The 21,238-nt window shown below is 72.1% G+C and carries 19 protein-coding genes and 4 pseudogenes; 10 read left to right on the top strand and 13 right to left on the bottom strand.

Annotated features, from left to right (window positions below):
• Positions 1-23 precede the first annotated feature (23 nt).
• From OU416_RS16675 to OU416_RS16665, 3 genes are all read left to right on the top strand, one after another.
• A complete protein-coding gene (locus tag OU416_RS16675; protein WP_270927882.1) occupies positions 24-458 on the top strand; it encodes a phosphatase domain-containing protein in 435 nt (144 codons plus the stop codon).
• Between the two features lie 99 nt (positions 459-557).
• Positions 558-1,511 (top strand): nucleoside hydrolase, encoded by a 954-nt coding sequence (locus tag OU416_RS16670; protein WP_270927880.1) that lies wholly within the window; start codon positions 558-560, stop codon positions 1,509-1,511.
• A 137-nt stretch (positions 1,512-1,648) separates the two neighbouring features.
• The gene (locus tag OU416_RS16665) at positions 1,649-2,458 is read left to right on the top strand and encodes a lipase family protein (RefSeq protein ID WP_270927879.1); all 810 of its coding nucleotides are present in this window, start codon (positions 1,649-1,651) and stop codon (positions 2,456-2,458) included.
• Between the two features lie 108 nt (positions 2,459-2,566).
• Here the strand turns inward: OU416_RS16665 and OU416_RS16660 are convergent.
• A pseudogene (locus OU416_RS16660) lies at positions 2,567-2,680 on the bottom strand (SDR family oxidoreductase); the annotation flags it as partial.
• A gap of 7 nt (positions 2,681-2,687) precedes the next feature.
• On the opposite strand from OU416_RS16660, the gene OU416_RS16655 reads away from it, so the two are divergent.
• Positions 2,688-2,873: an MmyB family transcriptional regulator gene (locus OU416_RS16655; RefSeq protein WP_408642285.1), complete on the top strand. Its 186-nt coding sequence runs from the start codon at positions 2,688-2,690 to the stop codon at positions 2,871-2,873.
• A 170-nt stretch (positions 2,874-3,043) separates the two neighbouring features.
• On the opposite strand, the pseudogene OU416_RS16650 reads toward OU416_RS16655, so the two are convergent.
• Positions 3,044-3,293, bottom strand: a pseudogene (locus OU416_RS16650) (IS200/IS605 family transposase); the annotation flags it as partial.
• Between the two features lie 4 nt (positions 3,294-3,297).
• Here OU416_RS16650 and OU416_RS16645 point away from each other — a divergent pair.
• Both OU416_RS16645 and OU416_RS16640 read left to right on the top strand, forming a co-directional pair.
• Positions 3,298-4,497: an RNA-guided endonuclease InsQ/TnpB family protein gene (locus OU416_RS16645; protein ID WP_270927878.1), complete on the top strand. Its 1,200-nt coding sequence runs from the start codon at positions 3,298-3,300 to the stop codon at positions 4,495-4,497.
• Between the two features lie 70 nt (positions 4,498-4,567).
• Positions 4,568-5,215 (top strand): annotated as a pseudogene (locus tag OU416_RS16640) (aldo/keto reductase); the annotation flags it as partial.
• 40 nt (positions 5,216-5,255) lie between these two features.
• On the opposite strand, the gene ykgO reads toward OU416_RS16640, so the two are convergent.
• The 5 genes from ykgO to OU416_RS16615 all read right to left on the bottom strand — a co-directional run bounded on the left by ykgO (position 5,256) and on the right by OU416_RS16615 (position 9,565).
• The gene (ykgO, locus tag OU416_RS16635) at positions 5,256-5,378 is read right to left on the bottom strand and encodes a type B 50S ribosomal protein L36 (RefSeq protein ID WP_093146885.1); all 123 of its coding nucleotides are present in this window, start codon (positions 5,376-5,378) and stop codon (positions 5,256-5,258) included.
• A gap of 84 nt (positions 5,379-5,462) precedes the next feature.
• On the bottom strand, positions 5,463-6,503 hold the full coding sequence (locus tag OU416_RS16630; protein ID WP_270927877.1) for a flavin-containing monooxygenase: 1,041 nt from the start codon (positions 6,501-6,503) through the stop codon (positions 5,463-5,465).
• Positions 6,504-6,614: 111 nt separating this feature from the next.
• Entirely contained in the window at positions 6,615-7,805 is a 1,191-nt protein-coding gene (locus OU416_RS16625; RefSeq protein WP_270927876.1) for an RtcB family protein, read from the bottom strand.
• Positions 7,806-7,924: 119 nt separating this feature from the next.
• Entirely contained in the window at positions 7,925-8,890 is a 966-nt protein-coding gene (locus OU416_RS16620) for an asparaginase (RefSeq protein WP_270927875.1), read from the bottom strand.
• A gap of 27 nt (positions 8,891-8,917) precedes the next feature.
• Positions 8,918-9,565, bottom strand: coding sequence for a FadR/GntR family transcriptional regulator (locus tag OU416_RS16615; protein WP_270927953.1), 648 nt, complete (start codon positions 9,563-9,565; stop codon positions 8,918-8,920).
• A gap of 227 nt (positions 9,566-9,792) precedes the next feature.
• On the opposite strand from OU416_RS16615, the gene OU416_RS16610 reads away from it, so the two are divergent.
• Positions 9,793-10,593, top strand: coding sequence for a crotonase/enoyl-CoA hydratase family protein (locus tag OU416_RS16610; RefSeq protein WP_270927874.1), 801 nt, complete (start codon positions 9,793-9,795; stop codon positions 10,591-10,593).
• 35 nt (positions 10,594-10,628) lie between these two features.
• On the opposite strand, the gene OU416_RS16605 is transcribed toward OU416_RS16610, so the two are convergent.
• The 4 genes and pseudogenes from OU416_RS16605 to OU416_RS16590 all read right to left on the bottom strand — a co-directional run bounded on the left by OU416_RS16605 (position 10,629) and on the right by OU416_RS16590 (position 16,575).
• Positions 10,629-11,849 (bottom strand): phosphodiester glycosidase family protein, encoded by a 1,221-nt coding sequence (locus tag OU416_RS16605; RefSeq protein WP_270927873.1) that lies wholly within the window; start codon positions 11,847-11,849, stop codon positions 10,629-10,631.
• Positions 11,850-12,030: 181 nt separating this feature from the next.
• Positions 12,031-13,668: pseudogene (locus OU416_RS16600) on the bottom strand (SMP-30/gluconolactonase/LRE family protein); the annotation flags it as partial.
• Positions 13,616-15,427 (bottom strand): flavin-containing monooxygenase, encoded by a 1,812-nt coding sequence (locus OU416_RS16595; protein WP_270927871.1) that lies wholly within the window; start codon positions 15,425-15,427, stop codon positions 13,616-13,618. The pseudogene OU416_RS16600 and the gene OU416_RS16595, both read right to left, overlap by 53 nt.
• Positions 15,428-15,564: 137 nt before the next feature.
• Positions 15,565-16,575 carry an Acg family FMN-binding oxidoreductase gene (locus tag OU416_RS16590; protein ID WP_270927870.1) on the bottom strand — a complete coding sequence of 337 codons (1,011 nt, stop codon included), beginning with the start codon at positions 16,573-16,575 and terminating at the stop codon, positions 15,565-15,567.
• A gap of 160 nt (positions 16,576-16,735) precedes the next feature.
• On the opposite strand from OU416_RS16590, the gene OU416_RS16585 reads away from it, so the two are divergent.
• A complete protein-coding gene (locus tag OU416_RS16585) occupies positions 16,736-17,611 on the top strand; it encodes a universal stress protein (protein ID WP_270927869.1) in 876 nt (291 codons plus the stop codon).
• An 81-nt stretch (positions 17,612-17,692) separates the two neighbouring features.
• On the opposite strand, the gene OU416_RS16580 is transcribed toward OU416_RS16585, so the two are convergent.
• On the bottom strand, positions 17,693-18,370 hold the full coding sequence (locus OU416_RS16580; RefSeq protein WP_270927868.1) for a DUF5134 domain-containing protein: 678 nt from the start codon (positions 18,368-18,370) through the stop codon (positions 17,693-17,695).
• Positions 18,371-18,372: 2 nt separating this feature from the next.
• Entirely contained in the window at positions 18,373-19,710 is a 1,338-nt protein-coding gene (locus OU416_RS16575; RefSeq protein ID WP_270927867.1) for a PepSY-associated TM helix domain-containing protein, read from the bottom strand.
• A gap of 177 nt (positions 19,711-19,887) precedes the next feature.
• On the opposite strand from OU416_RS16575, the gene OU416_RS16570 reads away from it, so the two are divergent.
• Together OU416_RS16570 and OU416_RS16565 are read left to right on the top strand one after the other, a co-directional pair.
• On the top strand, positions 19,888-20,436 hold the full coding sequence (locus tag OU416_RS16570; RefSeq protein WP_270927866.1) for a sigma-70 family RNA polymerase sigma factor: 549 nt from the start codon (positions 19,888-19,890) through the stop codon (positions 20,434-20,436).
• Positions 20,437-20,470: 34 nt separating this feature from the next.
• Positions 20,471-21,184 (top strand): zf-HC2 domain-containing protein, encoded by a 714-nt coding sequence (locus tag OU416_RS16565; protein WP_270927865.1) that lies wholly within the window; start codon positions 20,471-20,473, stop codon positions 21,182-21,184.
• Positions 21,185-21,238 lie beyond the last annotated feature (54 nt).

Genomic DNA, 21,238 nt, shown 5'->3' with positions numbered 1-21,238 from the left:
CGCCCGCGCGTAGGGTTGAGGGCATGATCGAGTTGTGGGATCCGGCCGCGCCCGGCGTGCTCCAGCTCCCGTCCGGTCGTTCGGTCCGCGGGCGCGCCCTGCGCAAGCCGCTGCCTGCTGGGCCGCAGCCGGACTTCGGGGTCTACCTGCTCGGCAAGCAGCCGCCTGCGGTGGCGTGGGAGAGCCGGTGGCTGCGCTGGCCGGACTTCCGCCTGCCCGCCGACCGGGAGAACGCCCGCCAGGTGTTCCGCGAGGCTTGGGAGCGCGCCGAGCACGAGCGGGTGGAGCTCGCCTGCGGCGGTGGCCGGGGCCGGACGGGCACGGCACTGGCGTGCCTGGCGGTCATCGACGGAGTGCCGGCCGCGGAGGCGGTCGCCTACGTCCGCGCCCACTACGACCGCCACGCGGTCGAAACGCCTTGGCAGAAGCGCTACGCGGCCGGGTACGCGCCGATCTGATCGGTCCGGTGACGGCACGCACCGGCCTGCACGAGAACATCCCGCGACCACCTATGTCCACTGAGGACACCGGTGGTCGCTGAGCGAGAGGAGCCCCGGATGGGCCGCAAGATCATCCTCGACGTCGACACCGGCACCGACGACGCGGTGGCGATCATGTTCGCCGCGCTGCACCCCGAGCTCGACCTGCTCGGCATCACCACGGTCAACGGCAACGTCGCCCTGGCGAACACCACGGACAACACGCTGCGCGTGCTGGACTGGATCGGCCGCCCGGACATACCGGTGCACCCCGGCGTACCGCACCCGATCGCCCGGTTCGGCTTTCCCGGCGGCAAGCACTTCGAGCAGGACGACGACAACGACCCGCACGGCACCGCGCTGCCGATCCCGGAACCGAGCACCGCCGCGCAGGCCACCGGAGCGATCGAGTACCTGGTGGAGACCCTGCGCGCGACCACCGAGCCGATCACGCTGGTGGCCGTCGGTCCGCTGAGCAACATCGCCACCGCGCTCGCCGTCGACCCGTCGGTGGCCGGCGCGGTCGACGAGCTGGTCGTGATGGGCGGTGGCCACGCCGTCAGCAACGTCTCCGCGTCCGCCGAGTTCAACATCTGGGCCGATCCGGAAGCGGCGAGCGTCGTCTTCTCCGCCGGGTTCACCCGCCGCACCCTCGTGACGCTCGACGCGACCCACCGGGCCCTGATCCCGCAGCGGACCTGCGACGCGCTCGACGCCCTGGGCACCCCGGCCGGAACGGCCGCGGCGCGGTTCATCACGCGCCGGATCGGCGCCTACGAGCACACCACGGTCGGCGCGGCACCGGTGCACGACGTGGTGTGCACCGCCTACCTCGTCGCGCCGGAGGTGATCTCCACCCGGCACCTGCCCGTCGCGGTGGAGACCGCGAGCCCGCTCACCGTGGGCCGGACCGTCATCGACACGCGCCCCGACACCGAGCTGGAGCCGAACGCGCACGTCGCGCTCGACGCGAACGCGGACCTGCTCAACGAACTCCTCCTGAGCACCTTCGCCCGCGACGTCACCTCCTGACCCCTCGCAGGCGTTCCCCGAACAGGTCGTGGGGGACCGCCCTTCCGGTGACCGGGCGGATGGGCTGCGGCGCTGCTTGCCATAGTCGCGAAAGGCGCCGCAGCGCCATTCCCACGACCGGTTCGGGAGGGCCCACGATGTCCGCGTTCGACCACACCGTGACCGATTACCAGCTGCCGCACGCGTACTGGCTGGCCAGGGCGGCCCAGCTCGCCTACTCCGACGAAGCGACGATCCGCGACACCGCGCGGGATTGGGGTTTCGACCGGTGCGAGTACTTCCACGCCGAGCTCGACGCCTCCTTCCCGATCGAGGACACCCAGGCCTACGCGGCGGGCAGCGACCGGATGATCGTCGTGGCCTTCCGCGGCACCGAACCCGCGAAGATCAAGGACTGGCTGTCCGACGCCAACGCGCTGGTCGCCCCGGGCCCGGCGGGCAAGGGGCTGGTCCACCAGGGGTTCAGCCGGGCGCTCGACTCGGTCTACCCGCAGGTGCGCGATGCGGTGCAGCGGTTCCGGGACGCCGGGCAGACCCTGTGGTTCACCGGGCACAGCCTCGGCGGGGCGCTGGCCATGCTCGCCTCGGCCCGGATGTACTTCGAAGACCCGCAGCTGCTGCCGGACGGCGTGTACACCTTCGGCCAGCCGCGCACCTGCGACCGGTTCCTGGCCGGGCCCTACGACGAGGCCTTCCCCTCGCGGGTGTTCCGGTTCGTCAACAACAACGACGTGGTCGCGCAGCTGCCGCCCGAGCCGTTCCACCACGTGGCCGACATCCGCTACTTCGACGCCGACGGGAAGCTGCGCGAGCGGATGACCGTCGCCGGCGGGCTGGTCGACCGCTTCAAGGGGGCCACCAGCGATCCGTTCGCGCCCGCTGCCGACGGCGTCCGGGACCACCAGCTGGACCGCTACGTCGAACTGCTGGAGAAGAACGTCGCCTGAGCGCGTGTTCCGGCCCTCGTCGCGCAGGGCGGGACGAGCGGTCTGCTCACCACACCGGCGGATCGCTCTCGGCGACCGAACCGTGCCGGGAGCGATCCTCCCGGGCCGTCAGTGCGCGGTGAGTCCGCCGTCGACGACGAGCTCGGCCCCGGTGACGAACGAGGATTCGTCGCTGGCCAGGAAGAGCATCGCGGGAGCGATCTCGGCGGGGTTGCCCGCGCGGCACCTCGTGCACCCCGACGTCGGCCCGCTCACCCTCATCTACCAGGCATTCGACGTGCGCAGCACCCCCAGCCAACAACTGATCACCTACCACGCCGAGCCCGCCTCGCCCAGCGCTCACGCCCTCGCGCTGCTGAGCAGCCTCCACGCCACCATGCACCACGCACGCGCGATCGACGCGATCGATACGTGACTCGCGAGAACGGCCATACTCGTCCGCGGGACCGCATCGGCGGTTCCGCGGACGATTCGTCGAACGGAGCAACCATGGAGTTGCGCCATCTCGGCCGCAGCGGTCTGGTGACCAGTGAGATCGCGTACGGAAACTGGACTACCGGAAGAACGTAGCGCGAATGCCCAGTCCTATAGGGCGGGGAGGGAACGCGTCAACTTCCTGCCTGTTGCGCTCAGCGGTTGCACCATGGGTCGGGTTTGCTGCTTGATGTAGTGACGTACCGCCGAGATCGGTGCACCTCCGGCTGGCCCGGCGAAGTACGAGCCGGACCAGAGCCGGAGGACTTTCCGGTAGGCGAACCGGAGTTCTTCGAACTCTTTGCGCAGCATCCGCGACGAGACTCCTTTTGAGGCTGTTGGCCAGCTTCGATACGGTGATCGGCATGGCGGCACGGCAGGGTGCGAGAATCGGCAACGCCCGGTACACGTATCGCCTGCGCGTGTCGGTAACCGCCGCGAAGGCGCTCGCTGCCGAGTGGGGTCGGTGTCGGTGGATCTGGAACGAATGCGTCGCACGGTCCCGCAAGGCCCACCGGGATGGCGAGAGCTGCGGTCCGGCGGCGCTGGACAGGATGCTGACCGAGGCTCGCGCGCACAACTCGTGGCTGCGCGAGGGCGCGTCGGTTCCGCAGCAGCAGATCATCCGTGACTTCGCCAAGTCGCGCGCGAAGGCGTTGAAGGACATCAAGGCCCGTTTGCCGGTCGGGCGGCGCGCCGGGATGCCCAAATCGAAGAAAAGGCGCGGTTCGCTGCCGAGTTTGAATTACACCAAGCGTAGTTTCCGCATCAAGGACGGTCGCTTGCAGGTGGCGGGCGGTGTTGAGCTCACAGTGGTGTGGTCGCGTGACCTGCCTTGCGAACCGTCATCGGTGCGTGTCTACCAGGACAACATCGGGCACTGGTACTGCTCGTTCGTTGTCGCCACCGAGGTCGAGGCGCTGCCAGGAACCGGCCGTGTGATCGGTGTCGACTGGGGTGTGACCGAGACCGCTACCACCACCGACGGCGACTACGACTTGCCGCACGCGCAGCACGGCAAGAACGCGGCGAGGAAGCTCGCGCGCTACCAGCGGCAGATGGCTCGCCGGGTGCGTCCGAAGAACAAGCCGCAGACCAAGGGTTACCGTGCGGCGAAGCGGCGGGCGGCGAAGCTGGCGAAGAAAGTCGCCCGGCAGCGACAGGATGACGCGCGGAAGTGGGCTAAGCGCGTGGTGGGCGACCACGATGCGATCGCGGTGGAGGATTTCCGCCCGAAGTTCCTCGCTAAGACCACGATGGCCCGTAAAGCTGCTGATGCTGCTATCGGCGCGACCAAAGCCGCGTTGATCGATCAGGCCCGCAAGCACGGCCGAGACCTGCGGCTTGTCGATCCGAAGTACACGACGATGGACTGCGCGCAGTGTGGTGTGAGAGCCAAGCACCGCTTGCCGCTGTCAGAACGTACTTACACCTGCATCGCGTGCGGAGCGGAGTCCCCGAGGGACAAGAACTCCGCGCGCGTGATGCTGGTCCGGGCTGGTCTGTACCCGGCTGGTGTTGATGGTGGAAGTCCTTCCCGCGTGCAACGCGGGAAGGCTGCCTGAGCCAGAAATCCCCACTACGCCGAACGCGGCGGGATGAAGAACCCCCGCCTTCAGACAGGGGAGCAGTCAACAGGCGCACCGGTACGACCCGGAGACGCCGCTGGAGGAGACGATGGAGGCCTTCGCCGACGTGGTCCGGGCGGGCAAGGCGCTCTACATCGGGGTTTCGGAGTGGACCGCCGAGCAGATCCGCGCCGCGCACCGGCTCGCTCGCGAACTGCGGATCCCGCTGGTGTCCAACCAGCCGCAGTACTCGATGCTGTGGCGGATCGTCGAGGACGAGGTGGTGCCCACCAGCGCGGAGCTCGGGATCGGGCAGATCGTGTGGTCGCCGATCGCGCAGGGCGTGCTCACCGGGAAGTACCGGCCGGGGACGCCGCCGCCCGCGGGCAGCAGGGCGACCGATGACAACGGGGCGAACTTCGTGGCCCACTGGCTGCGCGACGACGTCCTGACGCGCGTGGAGAAGCTCCGGCCGCTGGCCGGGCAGGCCGGGCTCTCGCAGGCCCAGCTGGCGGTGGCGTGGGTGTTGCAGAACCCCGCTGTCTCCGCGGCCATCATGGGTGCTTCCCGCCCGGAGCAGGTCACCGAGAACGTCGAGGCCGCCGGAGTGCGGCTCGACGACGACCTGCTGGCCGCCGTCGACGAGGTGCTGGAGCCGGTCGTGGTCCGGGATCCGGCGCTGACCAAGGCCAACGCGCCGAAGGCCAGGGCGTAGCGCGGAGGTGCCGCGGACGGTGGCCGCGGCACCTCCCGGCTCAGCCCTGCCGGGCCTTCCAGCGCGGGTTCCGCTTGTTGACGACGTAGAGCTTGCCGCGGCGGCGGACCACCTGGGAGCCCTCCTTGTTCTTCAGGGACTTGATCGATGCTCGGACCTTCACGTTCGTTCCTTCCCGGGTCCGGTGGCGGTGGACCCGCCCCGAGCATAGTCGGAAACGATAATCATTCTCAATTAGGTCGGGGGTTCAGCTGCGGCCGGGGGTGAGCCTGCGGGCCACGTGGCGTGCGTCGTGGGCGCAGCCGTGCATGGTGCCGGACAGGATGCTCCGCTGGTACTCCAGCCCGACGAAGGTCAGGCCCGGGTGGGTGCGGGAGATCCCGTTGCGCTGCTGGGGCCTGCCCGATGCGTCCAGGACGCCCAGCGGGCGCAGGTAGTCCAGCGCCGGGCGGTAGCCGGTGGCCAGGACGACCGCGTCGACGTGCTCGGTGGTGCCGTCGGGCCAGCGCAGCGAGGTGCCTTCCGCGGCGGTGAACATGTCCCGGCGGTCGGGCCTGCCCGCGTCGATCGCGGTCTTGTAGCCGGCGATGTCGACCACCGGGATCGCTCCGTGGCCGAGCAGCGGTCCGAGCGGGAGGCGGGCCGCTGCCGAAAGCACCGACCAGAAGCGGGAATCCCCGGGAATCGGCTGGTTGGTGGCGTACTGGACCGGTTTGCGGGTGGCCAGCGTGACCTCGGCGTGCTCGGCGAGCTCCACGGCGATCTGCACCGCGGAGTTGCCCGCGCCCACCACGACGACCCGTTGCCCGGCGAACTGCTGCGGCGAGCGGTAGTCGGCGGCGTGCCGGACCACGCCGGTGTAGCCGTCGAGCGCGGGCAGCTCCGGTCGGTGCGGGTTGCCGAAGATGCCGGTGGCGGCCACGACAGCGGTGCCGGTCAGCTCGGCTCCGTGCTCGGTGCGCACGAGGAATCCCGCCGGATCGGGCGTCACCGAGGTGACCCGGTGGCCGGTGCGGATCTCGCAGTCCAGGCTCTCGGCGCGACCGCGCAGGTAGTCGGCGACCTCGGCGCCGGTCGGGTACCGGTTCGGGTCGCCGGGCAGCGGCGCGCCGGGAAGTGCGTTGAACCAGGCCGGGGTGAACAGCGTGAGGCTGTCGTAGTAGCGCGGCCAGGAACCGGTCGCCTCCGGACCGGCTTCCAGCAGGACCGGCCGCGCTCCGCGCGCCAGCAGGGCCTCCGCCGCGGCGATCCCGGACTGCCCGCCACCGATCACGATCACTCTTGACATGACTCGGGATTCTGGACAAGGGGAACTATCCGGGCAACCGGTTTTCCGTCCGGCGCGTGCCCGGACGCGCGAGCGCTCCGCGGCCGCAACCGCGGAGCACTCGCGCTCGTCTCAGCCCTTGACGCAGATGACCTGCTTGAGGTGCGTGACGACCTCGACGAGGTCGGTCTGCGCTGCGATCACCGACTCGATGTCCTTGTAGGCGGCCGGGATCTCGTCGACCACACCGCCGTCCTTGCGGCACTCGACGCCCTCGGTCTGCGCCGCGAGGTCCGCCTCGGTGAAGGTCTTGCGAGCCTTCGTCCGCGACATCCGGCGGCCCGCGCCGTGCGAGGCCGACTCGAAGGACCCGGTGTTGCCCAGGCCGCGCACGATGTAGGAACCGGTGCCCATGCTGCCCGGGATGATGCCCATGTCACCCGACCCGGCGCGGATCGCGCCCTTGCGCGTCACCAGCACCTCGACCCCGTCGTGGACCTCCTCCGCCACGTAGTTGTGATGACATGAGATCGGCGTGTCGAAGCGGGTGCCGGGGACGGTGTCGGCCAGCGCCAGCTGGACCAGGGACAGCATCGTCGCGCGGTTGCGCGCCGCGTAGTCCTGCGCCCAGAACAGGTCCCGCCGGTAGGCCTGCATCTCCGGGGTGCCCGCCACGAACACGGCGAGGTCGGGATCCGGCAGGTCGGCGTTGTGCGGGAGCTTGCGGGCGATGTCGATGTGCCGCTTGGCCAGCTCGTTGCCGATGCCGCGGGAACCGGAGTGCAGCATCAGCCACACGCGGCCGGCATCGGGACCGCCCTGCTCCAGGCAGACCTCGATGAAGTGGTTGCCGCCGCCGAGGGTGCCCACCTGCGCCCGCGCCCGGTCCTGCAGGTTCTGCACGCCCGGGTGCAGCTCGCGGAAACCGGCCCAGAACTGCTGCCAGCCGCCGGTGCCCGGTACGCGGGCCGGGTTGACCGGCGTGCGGTGCATGGCGAAGCCGACCGGCACGGCCGACTCGATCCGCCGCCGCAGGACGCCCAGGTCGTCCGGCAGGTCGGTGGCGGTCAGCGAGGTGCGCACCGCGCTCATGCCGCAGCCGATGTCGACGCCCACCGCGGCCGGGGACACCGCCTCGCGCATGGCGATGACGCTGCCGACCGTGGCGCCCTTGCCGTAGTGCACGTCGGGCATCACGGCCAGGCCGTGCACCCACGGCAGGTTCGCGACGTTGTGCAGTTGGCGCATCGCGGCGTCCTCAACGGACTGCGGATCCGCCCACATCCGGATCGGCACCCTGGCGCCGTCGACTGCCGTGTGCATGGTCGTCCTTCCTCTGGTGTGCGTGACCCGTCGATGATCGCCCTTTTCTCCGTGCGATGCCACCGAATTAACCTGGCGCACACCTGACGGCCGATCGCGCGTCCGATGTGGACGAGAGCTCAGGCGGCGCTCAGCTCGGCCACCAGTTCCCCGGCCACGGCCAGCCGCGGGTCGGCGAACGGCTCCAGCGCCTGCGGGTCGACGCCCGCCCGGATCAGGGCCGCGAGCGCGACGGGCAGCCTGGCGCGATCGGTGCCGTCGGCGATCTTCGCGGCGATCGCGGTCCCGTCGGGCAGCGCGGCGATCTGCACCGCCTCGAAGCCGTCCTTGGCGATCAGCCCTGGCACGGCCCGCATCAGCGCGGTGGCATCGCGCCGCGTCCCGGCGACCATCTCCGGGTGCATCCGGATCGCTTGGGCGACAACGCTTTCCGGTGTTCCGGCCGGTGCGCTGGCGATCCGCCCGGCCGCGGTGGCGAGGCCGCGCAGCGAGACGGCGAACAGCGGTGCGCCGCAGCCGTCGGCTGCCACGTGCGCGATCTGCTGCCCGGTGAGCTCCTCGACGGTGGCGGCGATCTCGCGCTGGAGCGGGTGCTCGGGGTCCAGGTAGCTCTCGGTCGGCCAGCCGTTCTCGCGCGCGGTCCACAGCATCGACGCGTGCTTGCCCGAGCAGTTGTGCGCCAGTTTGCGGGCCGGTTCGCCCGCCGCGATCCAGCGGTCCCGCTCGACCGGGTCGAAGGGGAGGTCCGCGGGGTTGCCGAGGTCGTCCTCGGTGGACCCGCTCGCGGCGAGCACGCGCTGCGCCCCGTCGAGGTGGATCTGCTCGCCGGAGTGGCTGGCGGCGGTCAGCGCGAGCAGGTCCGGTGGCAGCGACAGGCCGAGCCGGGTCATCGCCACCGCTTGCATCGGCTTGGCCGCCGAGCGCGGGTAGCAGGCGGTGTCGGCGTCACCGGCCTGGAACAGCACCGATCCGTCCGGAGCGAGCACGACGACCGAGCCGTGGTGCACGCTTTCGACCAGGCCGTCGCGCAGGACGTGCACCAGCGGTGCGTGCGCGGGCGCGCCGGTCGGGGGAGCGGGGTGCATTCGTGGACCTCCTCGTGGGGGTGCGGGTCAGCGGGGGCGGCCGACGATGTCGCTGAGCGCGTGCTCGACGTTGGTCAGGTGGTGGGCCATCGCCTCGGTGGCGGCGCCGCGCCGGCCGGCCGCGATGGCCTCGACGAGCCTGCGGTGCTCGGCGTCGGACTCCGCGCGGCGGTCGCCGCGCTGGTTCAGGAAGGCGGACTGCCTGGCCAGGGCGTCCCGGATCTCCTCGATGACCTTGCCGAACACCGGGTTGCCGGAGGCCTGGGCGACGGTGATGTGGAACAGCGAGTCCAGCGCCACCCACGCGGTGCCGTCGGTCTCGCGGGCCATCCGCTCCAGCAGGTCGGTGAGCAGGCCGAGGTCGTCGGCGGTGTGCCGCAGGGCGGCGTAGCCCGCGGCCGGGATCTCGACGTGGCGGCGCACCTCGAGCAGGTCGCGCGCCGAGTAGGAGCCGAACCTCGGGTCGTCGACCGGCTGGGCGGCCAGGACGAAGGTGCCCTTGCCGGTCCGGGACTCGGTGAGCCCGAGGGCCTGCAGACCGCGCAGCGCCTCGCGCACGACCGAGCGGCTCACCGCGAACTCCTTGCCGAGCGCGGCTTCGGACGGCAGCTTGGCGCCGACCGGGTGCTCGCCGCGCTCGATGGCACCGCGGAGGTGGGCCAGCACGGCTTCCATCGCGCTGACCCGCTGGATCCCGGGACCGGCTGTCCGGCTGTCAGACAGGTTCACGACAGGAATCGTGAATCGGACACGTTCCGTTGTCAATGTCCCGGCGCGGCTGCGGCGGAAGAGGGATGCAGAACACGTCGGCGTCACTGCGAGTTGATGAGCGAGAGGCTCTGGCCGAATATGTTACCGATCAGTAGGATCGGTGCTCCACCGCTGAACCCGAGGAGTCGCAGATGTCCGAGCGCGTGTCGGTCGAGATCGACGGGCCGCTGGCCCACGTCACCATGACCCGGGAGGACCGGCTCAACGGGCTCGACATGGACATGCTGCGGGCGCTGATCGACGCCGCCGCGCAGGTGCGCGCGGACCGGTCGGTGCGGGCGGTCGTGCTCAGCGGCGCGGGGCGCTCGTTCTCGGCGGGGCTCGACTTCGCCTCGGTGGGCAAGGACCCGCGGCGCATGGTGCTCAACTTCCTCCGGCCCCCGTGGCGCTCGACCAACCTCTACCAGGAGGTCTGCTGGGCCTGGCGGCGGCTGCCGGTCCCGGTGCTGGCGGTGGTCCGCGGGCACTGCTTCGGCGGCGGGCTCCAGCTCGCCCTGGGCGCGGACTTCCGGTTCGCCGCGCCCGACGCGCAGTTCTCCGTGATGGAGGCGAAGTGGGGGTTGGTGCCGGACATGAGCGGCACCGTGACGTTGCGCGAGCTGCTGCCGATGGACGTCGCCAAGCGGCTGGCCATGACCGCCGAGGTCTTCGACGGCGTCAAGGCGCACGAGCTCGGCCTGGTCACCGAGGTGAGCGATGATCCGCACGCGGCGGCGCTGGAGCTGGCGGAGCAGCTCGCGACCCGCTCGCCGGACGCGGTGGCCACGACCAAGCGCATGTTCCAGCGGACCTGGCACGTCGCCCCGTGGCAGGCGTTCCGGCTGGAGAGCTGCTACCAGCTGCGCCTCCTGCTCGGCACCAACCACAAGATCGCCCGCAAGGCCAACGCCGGCGGCGAGGTCGCCGAGTTCGCCGAGCGGGCGATCCGCTAGCGCGCCGCCCGGCAGGCCCATCGGGGCGCCTGGGATCAGCGGGAGAAGACGCCGACTCCGTTGGCCACCGGTCGCGGCACGCCGTCGGACGGCACGTTCCGCACCGTCGCCAGGTCCTGACCCGGTTCGCGCGCCGCGATGGTCGATGAGCCGCCGCCGTCGAGGTTCATCCCGTCGACCGCTCCGGCGGAGCGCAGGAGCTCGGCCGTTTCGAGCACGCTCAGTCCGGTGCTGGCCGCCGACCGCCCGTCCACGGTCAGCAGGTAGGCGGTGCGGCCGTCCGCGCTGACCCCGGCCGCCGTGCGCGGCGCGAGCTCCTCGGTGTCCAGGCCGGACAGCGGTTCTCCACCGCGGAGGATGGGGAAACCGCCGACGGCGAAGTCCAGCGGTGGAACGTCGACCGCCGACAGGTGGGTCTCGACCACGACGCGGTCACCGACCTCGAGCTTCTCCAGCTCGGCCGCACCGCCCTCGCGGCCCACCAGGACCACGGTTCCGGCCGGGATGTCGCCGGCGCCGGGACGGTCCTGCGTGCTGGTGACCACGCCGTCGCGGACGACGACCTCCTCGGTCTGCTCGCTGCACGGCGCCGAGCGGTCGGTGTCGGTCCCGCACACCGCCCGCGCTCGCGAAACCCGGCCCCAGTCGGCGTTGTAGACGCCGATGCCGTCCACCCGCAGCGCGTACTGGTTCAGCCCGGAGATCTCGGCGGTGCGGCCGCCGCTGCGGAGCATGCCGTCGAGTTCGAGGCTGGACACCCGAGCCCGCCGGTCGACGCCGACCCCGAAGACGTCCTCGGTGGAGGTCCCGGCGGGCAGCGCGGGGCCGAAGCGCTGTCCGCCGGGCACCGCGGCCTTGAGGTCCGCGCCGTCGGCGATCGCCGGGCCCACCGAGGACCCGGTGACCTCGATGCCCTCGTGGGACTCGCTGATGTGGAAGAAGTCGCCGTTGACGCCGGCGATCGCGCCCTGGGCGTTGGCCATGTCGGGGATCTCGTCGCGCGCGGCGACGACTTCCGGGTGCAGCAGGCCGAGCTCGACGCTCGGGACCCGCAGATCGGCGGTGATCAGGTAGGCGACCACCGGGCCGTGCGCGGTGGACATCTCGAAGGACCGGTAGGTCACGCCGGGCGCCAGCTGCGTGTCGGCGCGCAGCGATTCGGTGGCGGTCGCGGCGGGTGTGGACAGCAGCAGCGCGCTGATCGCGACCGCGGTGCTCAGCGCCCTCCGGCGCCCACGCTCGGCAAGGGCCATCATCGACCGCCTTCCTCGGAAATCCTGCGCCCGGTTTTCGATCACCGAATCATCCGGTGATGAACACCCGGTGTGCTAGATCCGAACTGCGCCTGCCTGCGAGGAGACGTTCGGTGCGCAAGCACCAGGGGCGCTGGGCCGAAGGGAGCAGGAATGCGGGCCGACGCAGTCGATTTCGCGCCCGCTAGCTGCGGCGATGCAGTCGCAGCACGCTGCCTTCGCCGTTGGCGGAGACGTAGAGCGAGCCGTCGCTGCCCGCGGCCGCACCGGCGAAGGGCACCGGCACGCCCGGCAGGCCGTGGTGGAACAGCTCCGGCTGCGCGCGCGTCGTTCCCGGCGGAAGCCCGACGGCGAGGTGGTGCGCTTCGACGCGCTGCTCGCCGGTCACCAGGTCGATCGCGAGCAACCTGCGCCGACCCGTCTCCACGACGAACAGCTCCGCGCCGAGCACGACGACGCCCTGCGGTGCGTCGAGTCCGTCGGCGACGACCGCGATCCCGCCATCGACGATCAGCGACACCGCGCCGCGCTGGTCGTCGCTGACGTAGCAGCGGTCCTCCGCGTCGACGGCGACGTCGACCGGGGAGTCCAAGCCGTCGGCCAGGACGGTCAAGGTGTCGTCGTCGGCGATGGCGACCACGCGGCCGCCGCCGGTCTCGGCCACCACGAGGCTGCCGTCCGCGCGTGCGGCGATGCCGGTGGGCCGCGCCAGTCCTCGCGCGCGAGTCGTCAGCACGCGGTCATCGGGCTCGTAGGTGCGCACTTCGCCGAACTGCGATGTGACGTGCACCCGTCCTCGTTCGTCGGTGGCGACGCCGTGGCTGAACACGAGCAGTTCGCGCGTGCTCACCGCGCCGTCGTCGAGGCTCGCCAACCGGTAGTTGTCGCCGGTGAACACGGTGCCGGAGCGGTGCACCGCCACGCCGAACGGGCCGACCAGCCCGGTCGGCACCACCTCGCGGGCCCTGCCGTCGGGTGCGAGTTCGGCGATCCCGCCCGCCGCGAAGCTGGACACGAACATCCGGTTCTCGGCGTCGAAGGCGGCGTTGTCCATTGCGGACACCTCGCCCGGTGCGACCGAGCGGTCACCCGAGCCGAACACGTCGATCCGGGTGACGATGCCCTCGGCGCCGCGCGAGAGCACGGTCAGCACGCCGCCCCGGTCGAACCGGACCGCCACCGGCGCGTGCACGTCCTCGGCGACCAGCTCCGGCTCGCCGCCGTCCAGCGGGACGCGGTGGACCTCACCGGTGATCATGTGCGGGTAGTACAGGCACCCGTCCGGGCCGAGCTGCATCGCGTTGCCCATCGCCAGCCCGCCGGCGAGCTCCACCGGTTCGGTGCCGGGCGTCACCTCGAGCAAGCGGCCGCCCGGGCGCATCTCGTTGACGAACACGCGATCACCCACGCACGCGATGCCGTTGGCCATCGCGACGTCGTCCGAGATCAGCGTGAACGTCCCGTCCGGAGCGCGCCGCCAGACCCGTCCGGGCGCGAGGTCGGTGATGTACATCGAGCCGTCGGCGCCGAAGGCCAGGTCGTCCGGCGACTGGACCGGACCGTCGAGGTCCACCACCACCTCGACCTCACCGGAACCGAGGTCCACGGCGCTGATCCGGCCCGCCACGTACTGCGCCACGTAGAGCCTGCCGTCCGGCCCGAACGCGATGCCGTTGGAGCCCCACAGCGGATTGGCCGCGGTGAGCCGCTCGATCCGCCAGCGCTCGCTGTCCGGCCGTCCGGCGTGTCCGTAACGAGTGCTCCCCGGGTCAGCGGTCATCGCCGAGCACCTCGTCGATGCCATCGCCTTCGCGCCATTCGCGCAGCAGCCGGTGGAAGGCCGCCGGGCCGGGCGCGTAGAGCTCGCGGGGGCCGCGAGCGCCGCCCTCGTTGTTGTAGTAGCCGGGCGTGCACTCCTCGGCGAACTTCTCCTGGTCCCGCGCGGTGGCCCGGAGCGTCTCGACCCAGGCGTTCTCGGCCTGCGGTGTCGGCTCGACGTGCTTGACGCCGCGCCTGCGCGCTTCGGCGACGATCGCGCCGATGTGGATCGCCTGCTCGTCGAGCACGTGCACGAAGTTCACCAGCGGGGCGCTCTGCAGCGCACCGAGGAGGAACAGGTTGGGAAAGCCGTTGCTGCAGAACCCGTGCAGCGTGCGCGCGCCGCCGGCGGCGGCCCACGACTCCAGCAGCCCGATGCCGTCCCTGCCGCGCACCGGGAGCCGCCCGGTCAGCGCGTCGGACTTCCCGACCTCGAAACCGGTGGCGAAGATGATGCAGTCCACCTCGTACTCGGTACCGCCGACCACCAGCGCGCGTTCGGTGATCCGCTCGACGCCGCCGTGGTCGGCGGTGTCCACGAGGGTCACGTCGGGGCGGTTGAAGGTCTGCAGGTACTCGTCGCTGAAGGTGGGGCGCTTGCAGCCGTAGCGGTACCAGGGCTTGAGCAGCTCCGCGGTGGCCGGATCGTCGACGATCGCCTCGACGCGGTCGCGCAGCTGGTTCATCTTCTGGAAGTCGAGGATCTCCTCGATCCGCTCCCACTCCTCGCGCGGGAGGTGGTCGTGGGCGTCGGTGGCGGTGATCTTGCCGAGCACGTGGCCGCTGGCGGTCCACGCGTCGGCCACCAGGTCCTCGTCGAGGTCGTGCGCGGTGACGGCGGCGAGGAAGTTCTCCCGCCTGCGGGCGTGCCAGCCGGGTTTCAGGGCGGCCGCCCACTCCGGATCGGTGGGCCGGTTGGCGCGAAAGTCCACAGCGGACGGAGTGCGCTGGAAGACGTGCAGGTGCTGGGCGTCGCGACCCACGTGCGGGATCACCTGGACGGCCGTGGCGCCGGTGCCGATCACCGCGACCCGCTTGTCCGCGAGTCCGGTGAGGCCGCCGTCCGGGCTGCCGCCGGTGTAGCCGTAGTCCCACCGGCTGGTGTGGAAGGTGTGGCCGGTGAAGGTCTCGATGCCGGGGATGCGGGGCAGCTTGGGGTGCTCCAGCGTGCCGTTGGACACCACGACGTAGCTCGCCCGCACCTCGTCGTCGCGGTCGGTGCGCACGATCCACTCGCCGTCGTCCCAGCGCAGCTCGCGCACCGCGGTCTGGAAGCAGGCGTCGCGGTAGAGGTCGAAGGCGCGGCCGATCGCCATCGCGTGCTGGCGGATCTCCTCGCCCGGCGAGTACTTCCACGCCGGGACGTGCCCGACCTCCTCCAGCAGCGGGAGGTAGACGTAGGACTCGATGTCGCAGTGCACGCCCGGGTAGCGGTTCCAGTACCAGGTGCCGCCGAAGTCGGCGGCCTTCTCCACGACCCGGATCCGCGCCAGCCCGGCCTGGCGCAGTCGCGCGGCGGCCAGCAGCCCGCCGAAGCCGCCGCCGACCACCACGGCGTCCACCCGGTCGCGGATCGGCTCCCTGGTGAAGCCCGGCTCCGCGTAGGGGTCTTCGGCGTAGTAGCCGAACCGGCCTTCGGCGCGCTGGTACTGCTCGCTGCCGTCGGGGCGGATCCGGCGCAGGCGTTCCGCCCGGTACCGCTCGCGCAGGGCGTCGGGGTCGAAGTCGAGGGCGTCGGGGATCCGCGGCGGGAGCGTGGGCATGCGGGCCTTTCTCACGGTGGCGATCGAAGGCGTTTAAATCAATTGACTGACTTAAGACGCTACCAGTGATCGCCCACCGTTCGCCAGCACGGGTGATCCGGTGCTCCCGGGAAGTCCACTCAGGACAGTGGATCGGGTCAGCTGCTGCGGTTCGGCGCGAGTTCGCCGGTCACGACCTCGTCGAGGGGACGCCGCGGCGTGGCGGGCACGGGGGAGCCGTAGCCGATGCGCAGCACGATCTGCGGCCACAGGCCGCTCCCGATGAGGGCGCGCAGTTCCCGCCGGGTGTTGGCGACCTCCACCACCTGGGAGAGGAACGAGCTGGCCAGCCCGTTGGCCGTCGCGGTCAGCAGCACCCGCTGCATGGCCATCCCCGCCTGCAGCTGCGCGTGCCGGGAGTCCTGGAAGGAGCCGAGCACGCAGATCAGCGGCTCGGGCTCGAAGTCCTTGCCCGCCACCCGGGTGCGCGCGCCGCCACCGCCGAAGTCGCGCAGCACGAACTCGTCCTGCGGCTCCGGGACCGGGCCGCTGCTGCGCGCCGGGACTCCTTCCCCGACGTCGCCGGTGCGCCCGGTCCAGCGCTGCCACTCGGCCACGAACTCCGGGTCGTCGAGCTGCTCCTGGTGCGCTTGCCTGCTCAGCCCGCACAGCACCAGGCGCTGCGGCGGATCCAGGACGGCGAGCCAGCCCCGCTCGGCCTCGGCGGCCTGCCGCAGCGATGCCTGCAGCACGGCGGGAACCGGGTCGTGGTGGAAGGGCCTGCGGTTGGTCCGGCGCCGCGGGATCGCCGCGGCCAGTTCCCGCTCGGCCGGTGTCGCGGGTCGTCGGGCGGCCGGGCGCACGGTCGCCAGCAGGTCGGGCCGCCCCGGCTCGGGGAACGTCCGGACGTCCGGGACGGTTCCGCTGGCGCGGATGGCCAGCCGCAGGTTCAGCAGCGCCGCGCCGCAGGCCAGCACGAGCTCGCGGTGCTCGGGATCGGCGGCCTCCAGGGCGCGCGAGGTGTCGGCGTGCAGTTCGATCGCGCCGGGCGTGCAGTGGAAGCGCCAGGGCTGGGTGTTGTGCAGCGACGGTGCGGCGGTGGCCGCGGTCAGGACCTCGCGGACCTCTCCGGCGGTCAGGCTGCCCACTGGCGTGATGGTCGTGTTCATCGTGGCCCCTCCGTCGCCCACTGCTCCTCCAGCCTGTCGGCGGGCTCGGGCGGCGAGGTAGAGCCGATGGTCACTGCCCGGCCGGGGTGATGACGAATTGCTCTGACCACCGGGCGCCGCGGTGGCGCAACCTGGAGCCGGGTCCGGCGGAGGGGGAGGTATGTCCGAGAAGGCTGTCGTGGTCGGGTTCGACCTGGGGGAGTCGTCCAGGCGGGCGGTGCGGTGGGCGGCGCGGGAGGCGGCCGGGCGCGGTCGCCCGCTGCTGCTGGTGCACGCGCTGACCTGGCCCTTCGAGGAGCACACGGCGATCCGGGTGCCGGGGGAGGGCGACGTGGCGGAGCCGCTGCAGCAGGCGCTGCGGCACGAGCTCGCCGAGCTCGTGGAGGAATGCCGCCGGATCGACGCCGACCTGCCGGTGCGCAGCGAACTGCCGTTCGGCGACCCGGCCGAGGTGCTCGCCGCGATGGCCGCGGACGCCGACCTGCTGGTGCTCGGCGGGCCGCGGCTGGAGCCGTCGGTCGGGATCGGCGCGACCTCGGCGGAACTGCTGGCCAGGCGCGGTGGCGCGCCGGTCGTGGTGGTCCGGGGCGGCGCCGGCGAGCCGGGTCCGGGGCCGGTCGTGGTGGGCGTGGACGGTTCGGCCGCCAGCCGGGCCGCGATCGGCTTCGCCTTCGACTTCGCCTCCCGCAACCGCTGCGAGCTGGTCACCGCGCACGCCTGGAGCGATCTGCCGCTGGACCCGTTCCAGTGGGTCTCGCACTGGGAGCTGGCGTGGGCGGAGGTCCGCGAGGAGGCGGCGGAGGTGCTCGCGGAATCGGTGGCGGGCTGGGCCGAGCAGTACCCGGACGTGGCGGTCCGGCGCGTGGTCACGCCGGAGAAGCCCACCGAGGCACTGCTGCGGGAGGCGGAGGGGGCGAGCCTGCTGGTCGTGGGCAGTCACGGCCGGGGGCGGTTCCGGCGCAGCTTCCTCGGTTCGGTGAGCCACGCGGTGGTCAACCGCGCGCCCTGCCCGGTCGCGGTCCTGCGCGCCGCCTGACCGTCCACATCGGACCTCGTGAGGCCGGGAGCTGACGTGAGCGCTTTGGGGTGCTCAAGCGCCCCAAAGCGCTCACGGCCCTCACAGCACGGCCAGGAACATCGCGCCCATGCCGGTGCTCATCGCGGCGTTGCAGATCGCCTCGTAGGCGGCCGCGCGCTGCGGCCGGGTGCGGGCGCTGCGGCCGATGTCGACCGCCGCGGACAGCCACGGCAGCGCGGTCAGCACGAAGCAGACGCCCAGCACCAGGAACACGACCACCACCGCGTTCACCGGAGCGGGGGCAGGGGCGGCGGCCAGCACCCCGGCACCCAGCGAGTGGTGGTGGGTGTGACCAGACTCGACCGGGGCGTGCGACATCAGCGCGGGCATCGCGGCGAGCATCCAGCACATCCCGGCCGCCATCGCCGCGTGGTGCAGCTGCTGCCACCGGCGGTGCCCGGTGCACCAGCGGACGCCGGCGGCCAGCACCAGGAACCACGCCGCCATGGCGCCGAACACCACCAGCTGCGGGTTCACCGGGATCGCCATGCCCCACGGCCAGCACATCGCGATCATCGCGGCGCTCATCACGACCTGCCAGGCGGCGCTGATCCGCACCACCGGGCTCCCGGGCACGTCCTGGCCCTGGCCGGTCCGGACGAGCCGGCCGGACACCGTCGCGATCGGCTCCGCCCGGATCAGCCGGTGCAGGCCCCACAACGCCGCGGCGGCGAACGCGACGGTCAGGATCCAGCGGAGCAGCAGGGGTTCCACCACGGTCAGACTCCCGTCTCGCGGCGCGCGCCGAGCACGGCGTCGACGGCCAGGAACAGCAGCAGCGAAGCGCCGAGCAGCGGCAGCGCGTACCCGATGAACGCGGCGGCGAGGATGATCGGGGCCAGCACCCGGCCGGGCACCCGGCGCCATGCACCGCGCTCCGGTGGTGCGCCGAAACCGCGAGTCGGCCTGCGCAGCCACCACATTCGGTAGGCCCAGAACACCGTGCTGGCCAGCCCGATCGTCAGCGCGGCGAGCACGAGCTGGTTGGGCAGCCCGAACAGCAGCCCCATGTGCGCGTCGACGCCCCACCGGGCGAGCTTGGCGATCAGCGAGAAGTCGGCGAAGCGCAGCTCTTCCACGACGTTGCCGCCCGCCGGGTCGACGGCCACCGCGTCCAGCTGCGTCGGCCAGCGGCGCTCGGTCTGCTCGACCTTGTACGCGCCGCCGCCGGGCGCGGTGATCTCCACCGCCCCGGTGATGCCGTGCGCGATCGCCGCGGCGTGCACCTGGTCGAAGCCGACATCGCCCGCGGGCTGCCGCGGCAGTTCGGTGGACACCGCCGGGGTTTCCCACGACAGCGCCGAACGCATCGCCGTGACGTTCTCACCCGCGAACAGCGACCAGGTCAGGCCGGTCGCGGACAGGAAGAACATGCCCGCGCACGCCCACAGGCCGAACGAGCCGTGCCAGGACAGGACCCGCCGCCGCCCCTTGCCGCGCACCTGCGGCGCGACCACCGACCGGGCGCTGCTGCGCTTGCGGCGCACCCACATCAGCAGCCCGCCGAGCGCCACCACCCACAACCAGCTGGCGGCCAGCTCGCTGTAGACCCGGCCGGCCTCGCCGAGGTGCAGGTTGCGGTGCAGCTGGGCGAGCCAGGTGCGCACCGGCAGCGACTGGCTGCTGCCGTAGGTCTCCAGCACGCCGCGGACCTCGGTGGTGTGCGGGTCGACGAACACCGTGCGGTAGTAGCTGCCCACCACGTCCGGGTCGTCGAAGATGACCCGCGTGGTGTCGGTGGGCGTCGGTGCCGGGCGCACGGCGGTCAGCTCCGCGCCGGGCAGCGCCTCGCGGGCGACGGCGATCTGGGCCGTCAGCGACTGCGTGACCGGGCCCGGCGGCACCCGCAGCTCGTGGTCGTAGATCGCCCGCTCCAGCTGCGGGGTGAAGATGTAGAGCAGGCCGGTGAGCGCGGTGACGACCAGGAACGGCCCGATGAAGATCCCGGCGTAGAAGTGCAGGCGCCGCACCAGTGGTCGCAGCGCGGGCCACCACGGCTCGTCGGCCCGCTGCGGTGGCGCCGCCGGTTCCCGGGCGGTGGACTCCTCGACTGACATGCTGCTCCTCGCTGATCGGCCCGTCCGACTACCAGTCGTGCGGGACCGCTGTCCAGTTCCCGGCGATCCGGCGCGACACCGGGAATTCCGGGATTTCACCGGATTGCCCGCAGCGAGCGGAAGGGCCGGGCGCGCAAGCGTTCTCGCCGCCGCGCTCCGGCGGTAACCTCCGTGATCATGAACCACTCCGCGGTCGACGACACCCGGCTGACCGACCTCGCGCTGGCAGCGGGGCGCGGCGACCGGGCGGCGCTGGAGGCGTTCGTCCGCGCCACGCAGCGCGACGTGTGGCGCTTCCTGGCGCACCTGTCCGGCACCCGCGGCGCCGACGACCTGGCGCAGGAGACCTACCTCCGGGCGCTGCGCAGCCTCCCCCGCTTCGAGGGCCGCTCCTCGGCGCGGACCTGGCTGCTGTCGATCGCCCGCCGGGTGGCCGCCGACCAGGTGCGCTACGAGCGCGCGCGGCCGGTGTCCCCGGTCGACGCGGCAGCGGTGGAGCGCCCGCAGCCGGGCGGGTTCGAGGACGTCGTCGAGCTCAACGTGATGCTCGACGGCCTGGACCCGGAACGGCGCGAGGCGCTGCTGCTCACCCAGGTGCTGGGCCTGTCCTACCAGGAGACCGCCGACGTCTGCGGCTGCCCGATCGGTACCGTGCGTTCCAGAGTCGCGCGAGCGCGGGAGGACCTGCTGGGCGCTCGCCGACGCCGGTCAGCGGAAATCGGGTGAGACCGGGAACTACGGGAACGCGGGCGACGACTGGATGGACGTGGACTGTTCGCACATTCGCGAGGGGATCTCCGCACGGGTCGACGGCGAGGAGTCGCCGGTCCCGGCGGCGCGGCTCGACGAGCACCTGGCTCGCTGCGCGGACTGCCGGGAGTGGCAGCGCGGTGTCCTCGACCTGACCCGGCGGCTGCGCGTCCGCCCGGCCGAACCGGTGCCCGACCTCGTCGGCGAGGTGCTCGCGGCGCGGGCGGTCCGGCCGCGCTGGCCGAGGCTGCTGCTCGGTGTCGTGGCGGTGTGCCAGCTGCTGCTCGGGCTGGTGCAGGTGACCGGGCTGGTCGACCTCGGCCACGGCGGTCACGCCGGTTCGATGAGCTCGCACCTGTTCAACGAGAGCACGGCGTGGAACCTGGCTCTGGGCGTCGGCCTGCTGCTCAGCGCGATGCGGCCCCGGACAGCCGCGGGTCTGCTCCCGGTGCTCTCGGCGTTCCTGGTGGTGCTGACGGGCTTCAGCGTCGTGGACCTGCTCAACGACGCGGTCCCGGCGACGCGGCTGCTCTCGCACGGCTTCCTCGTCGCGGGCCTGGTGCTGCTGATCGTGGTGCGCCGGCACCACCGCGACGCCCCGAAACCGGACGCGGCCGAGCCACCCGAGCACCAGGTGAGCACCGGTCGCGCGGCCGAACCGCCGGAGGAGGACGGCGGCACCGAGCGGCACCACCTCCGCCCGGTCAGCCATCACGCCGCGTGATGCTGGGCCGATCAGCGCAACGGCACTGATGCCGATGGACCGAGGTCTTGATCT

This window comes from Saccharopolyspora indica (genome assembly GCF_027853965.1).
Classification (GTDB): domain Bacteria; phylum Actinomycetota; class Actinomycetes; order Mycobacteriales; family Pseudonocardiaceae; genus Saccharopolyspora; species Saccharopolyspora indica.
The sequence above is the reverse complement of the archived record's forward strand: the minus strand, read 5'-3'. Positions and strand labels throughout refer to the sequence as shown.

Excerpts from the sequence above, each read along its gene's own strand:
- OU416_RS16610 (WP_270927874.1), top strand. The coding sequence starts at position 9,793 with ATGTCCGAGCGCGTGTCGGTCGAGATCGACGGGCCGCTGGCCCACGTC.
- OU416_RS16645 (WP_270927878.1), top strand. The coding sequence starts at position 3,298 with ATGGCGGCACGGCAGGGTGCGAGAATCGGCAACGCCCGGTACACGTAT.
- OU416_RS16575 (WP_270927867.1), bottom strand. The coding sequence starts at position 19,710 with ATGTCAGTCGAGGAGTCCACCGCCCGGGAACCGGCGGCGCCACCGCAG.
- OU416_RS16670 (WP_270927880.1), top strand. The coding sequence starts at position 558 with ATGGGCCGCAAGATCATCCTCGACGTCGACACCGGCACCGACGACGCG.
- OU416_RS16675 (WP_270927882.1), top strand. The coding sequence starts at position 24 with ATGATCGAGTTGTGGGATCCGGCCGCGCCCGGCGTGCTCCAGCTCCCG.
- OU416_RS16615 (WP_270927953.1), bottom strand. The coding sequence starts at position 9,565 with ATGGAAGCCGTGCTGGCCCACCTCCGCGGTGCCATCGAGCGCGGCGAG.
- OU416_RS16590 (WP_270927870.1), bottom strand. The coding sequence starts at position 16,575 with ATGAACACGACCATCACGCCAGTGGGCAGCCTGACCGCCGGAGAGGTC.
- OU416_RS16570 (WP_270927866.1), top strand. The coding sequence starts at position 19,888 with ATGAACCACTCCGCGGTCGACGACACCCGGCTGACCGACCTCGCGCTG.
- OU416_RS16595 (WP_270927871.1), bottom strand. The coding sequence starts at position 15,427 with ATGCCCACGCTCCCGCCGCGGATCCCCGACGCCCTCGACTTCGACCCC.
- OU416_RS16665 (WP_270927879.1), top strand. The coding sequence starts at position 1,649 with ATGTCCGCGTTCGACCACACCGTGACCGATTACCAGCTGCCGCACGCG.
- OU416_RS16630 (WP_270927877.1), bottom strand. The coding sequence starts at position 6,503 with ATGTCAAGAGTGATCGTGATCGGTGGCGGGCAGTCCGGGATCGCCGCG.
- OU416_RS16585 (WP_270927869.1), top strand. The coding sequence starts at position 16,736 with ATGTCCGAGAAGGCTGTCGTGGTCGGGTTCGACCTGGGGGAGTCGTCC.
- OU416_RS16605 (WP_270927873.1), bottom strand. The coding sequence starts at position 11,849 with ATGATGGCCCTTGCCGAGCGTGGGCGCCGGAGGGCGCTGAGCACCGCG.
- OU416_RS16565 (WP_270927865.1), top strand. The coding sequence starts at position 20,471 with ATGGACGTGGACTGTTCGCACATTCGCGAGGGGATCTCCGCACGGGTC.
- OU416_RS16620 (WP_270927875.1), bottom strand. The coding sequence starts at position 8,890 with ATGCACCCCGCTCCCCCGACCGGCGCGCCCGCGCACGCACCGCTGGTG.
- OU416_RS16625 (WP_270927876.1), bottom strand. The coding sequence starts at position 7,805 with ATGCACACGGCAGTCGACGGCGCCAGGGTGCCGATCCGGATGTGGGCG.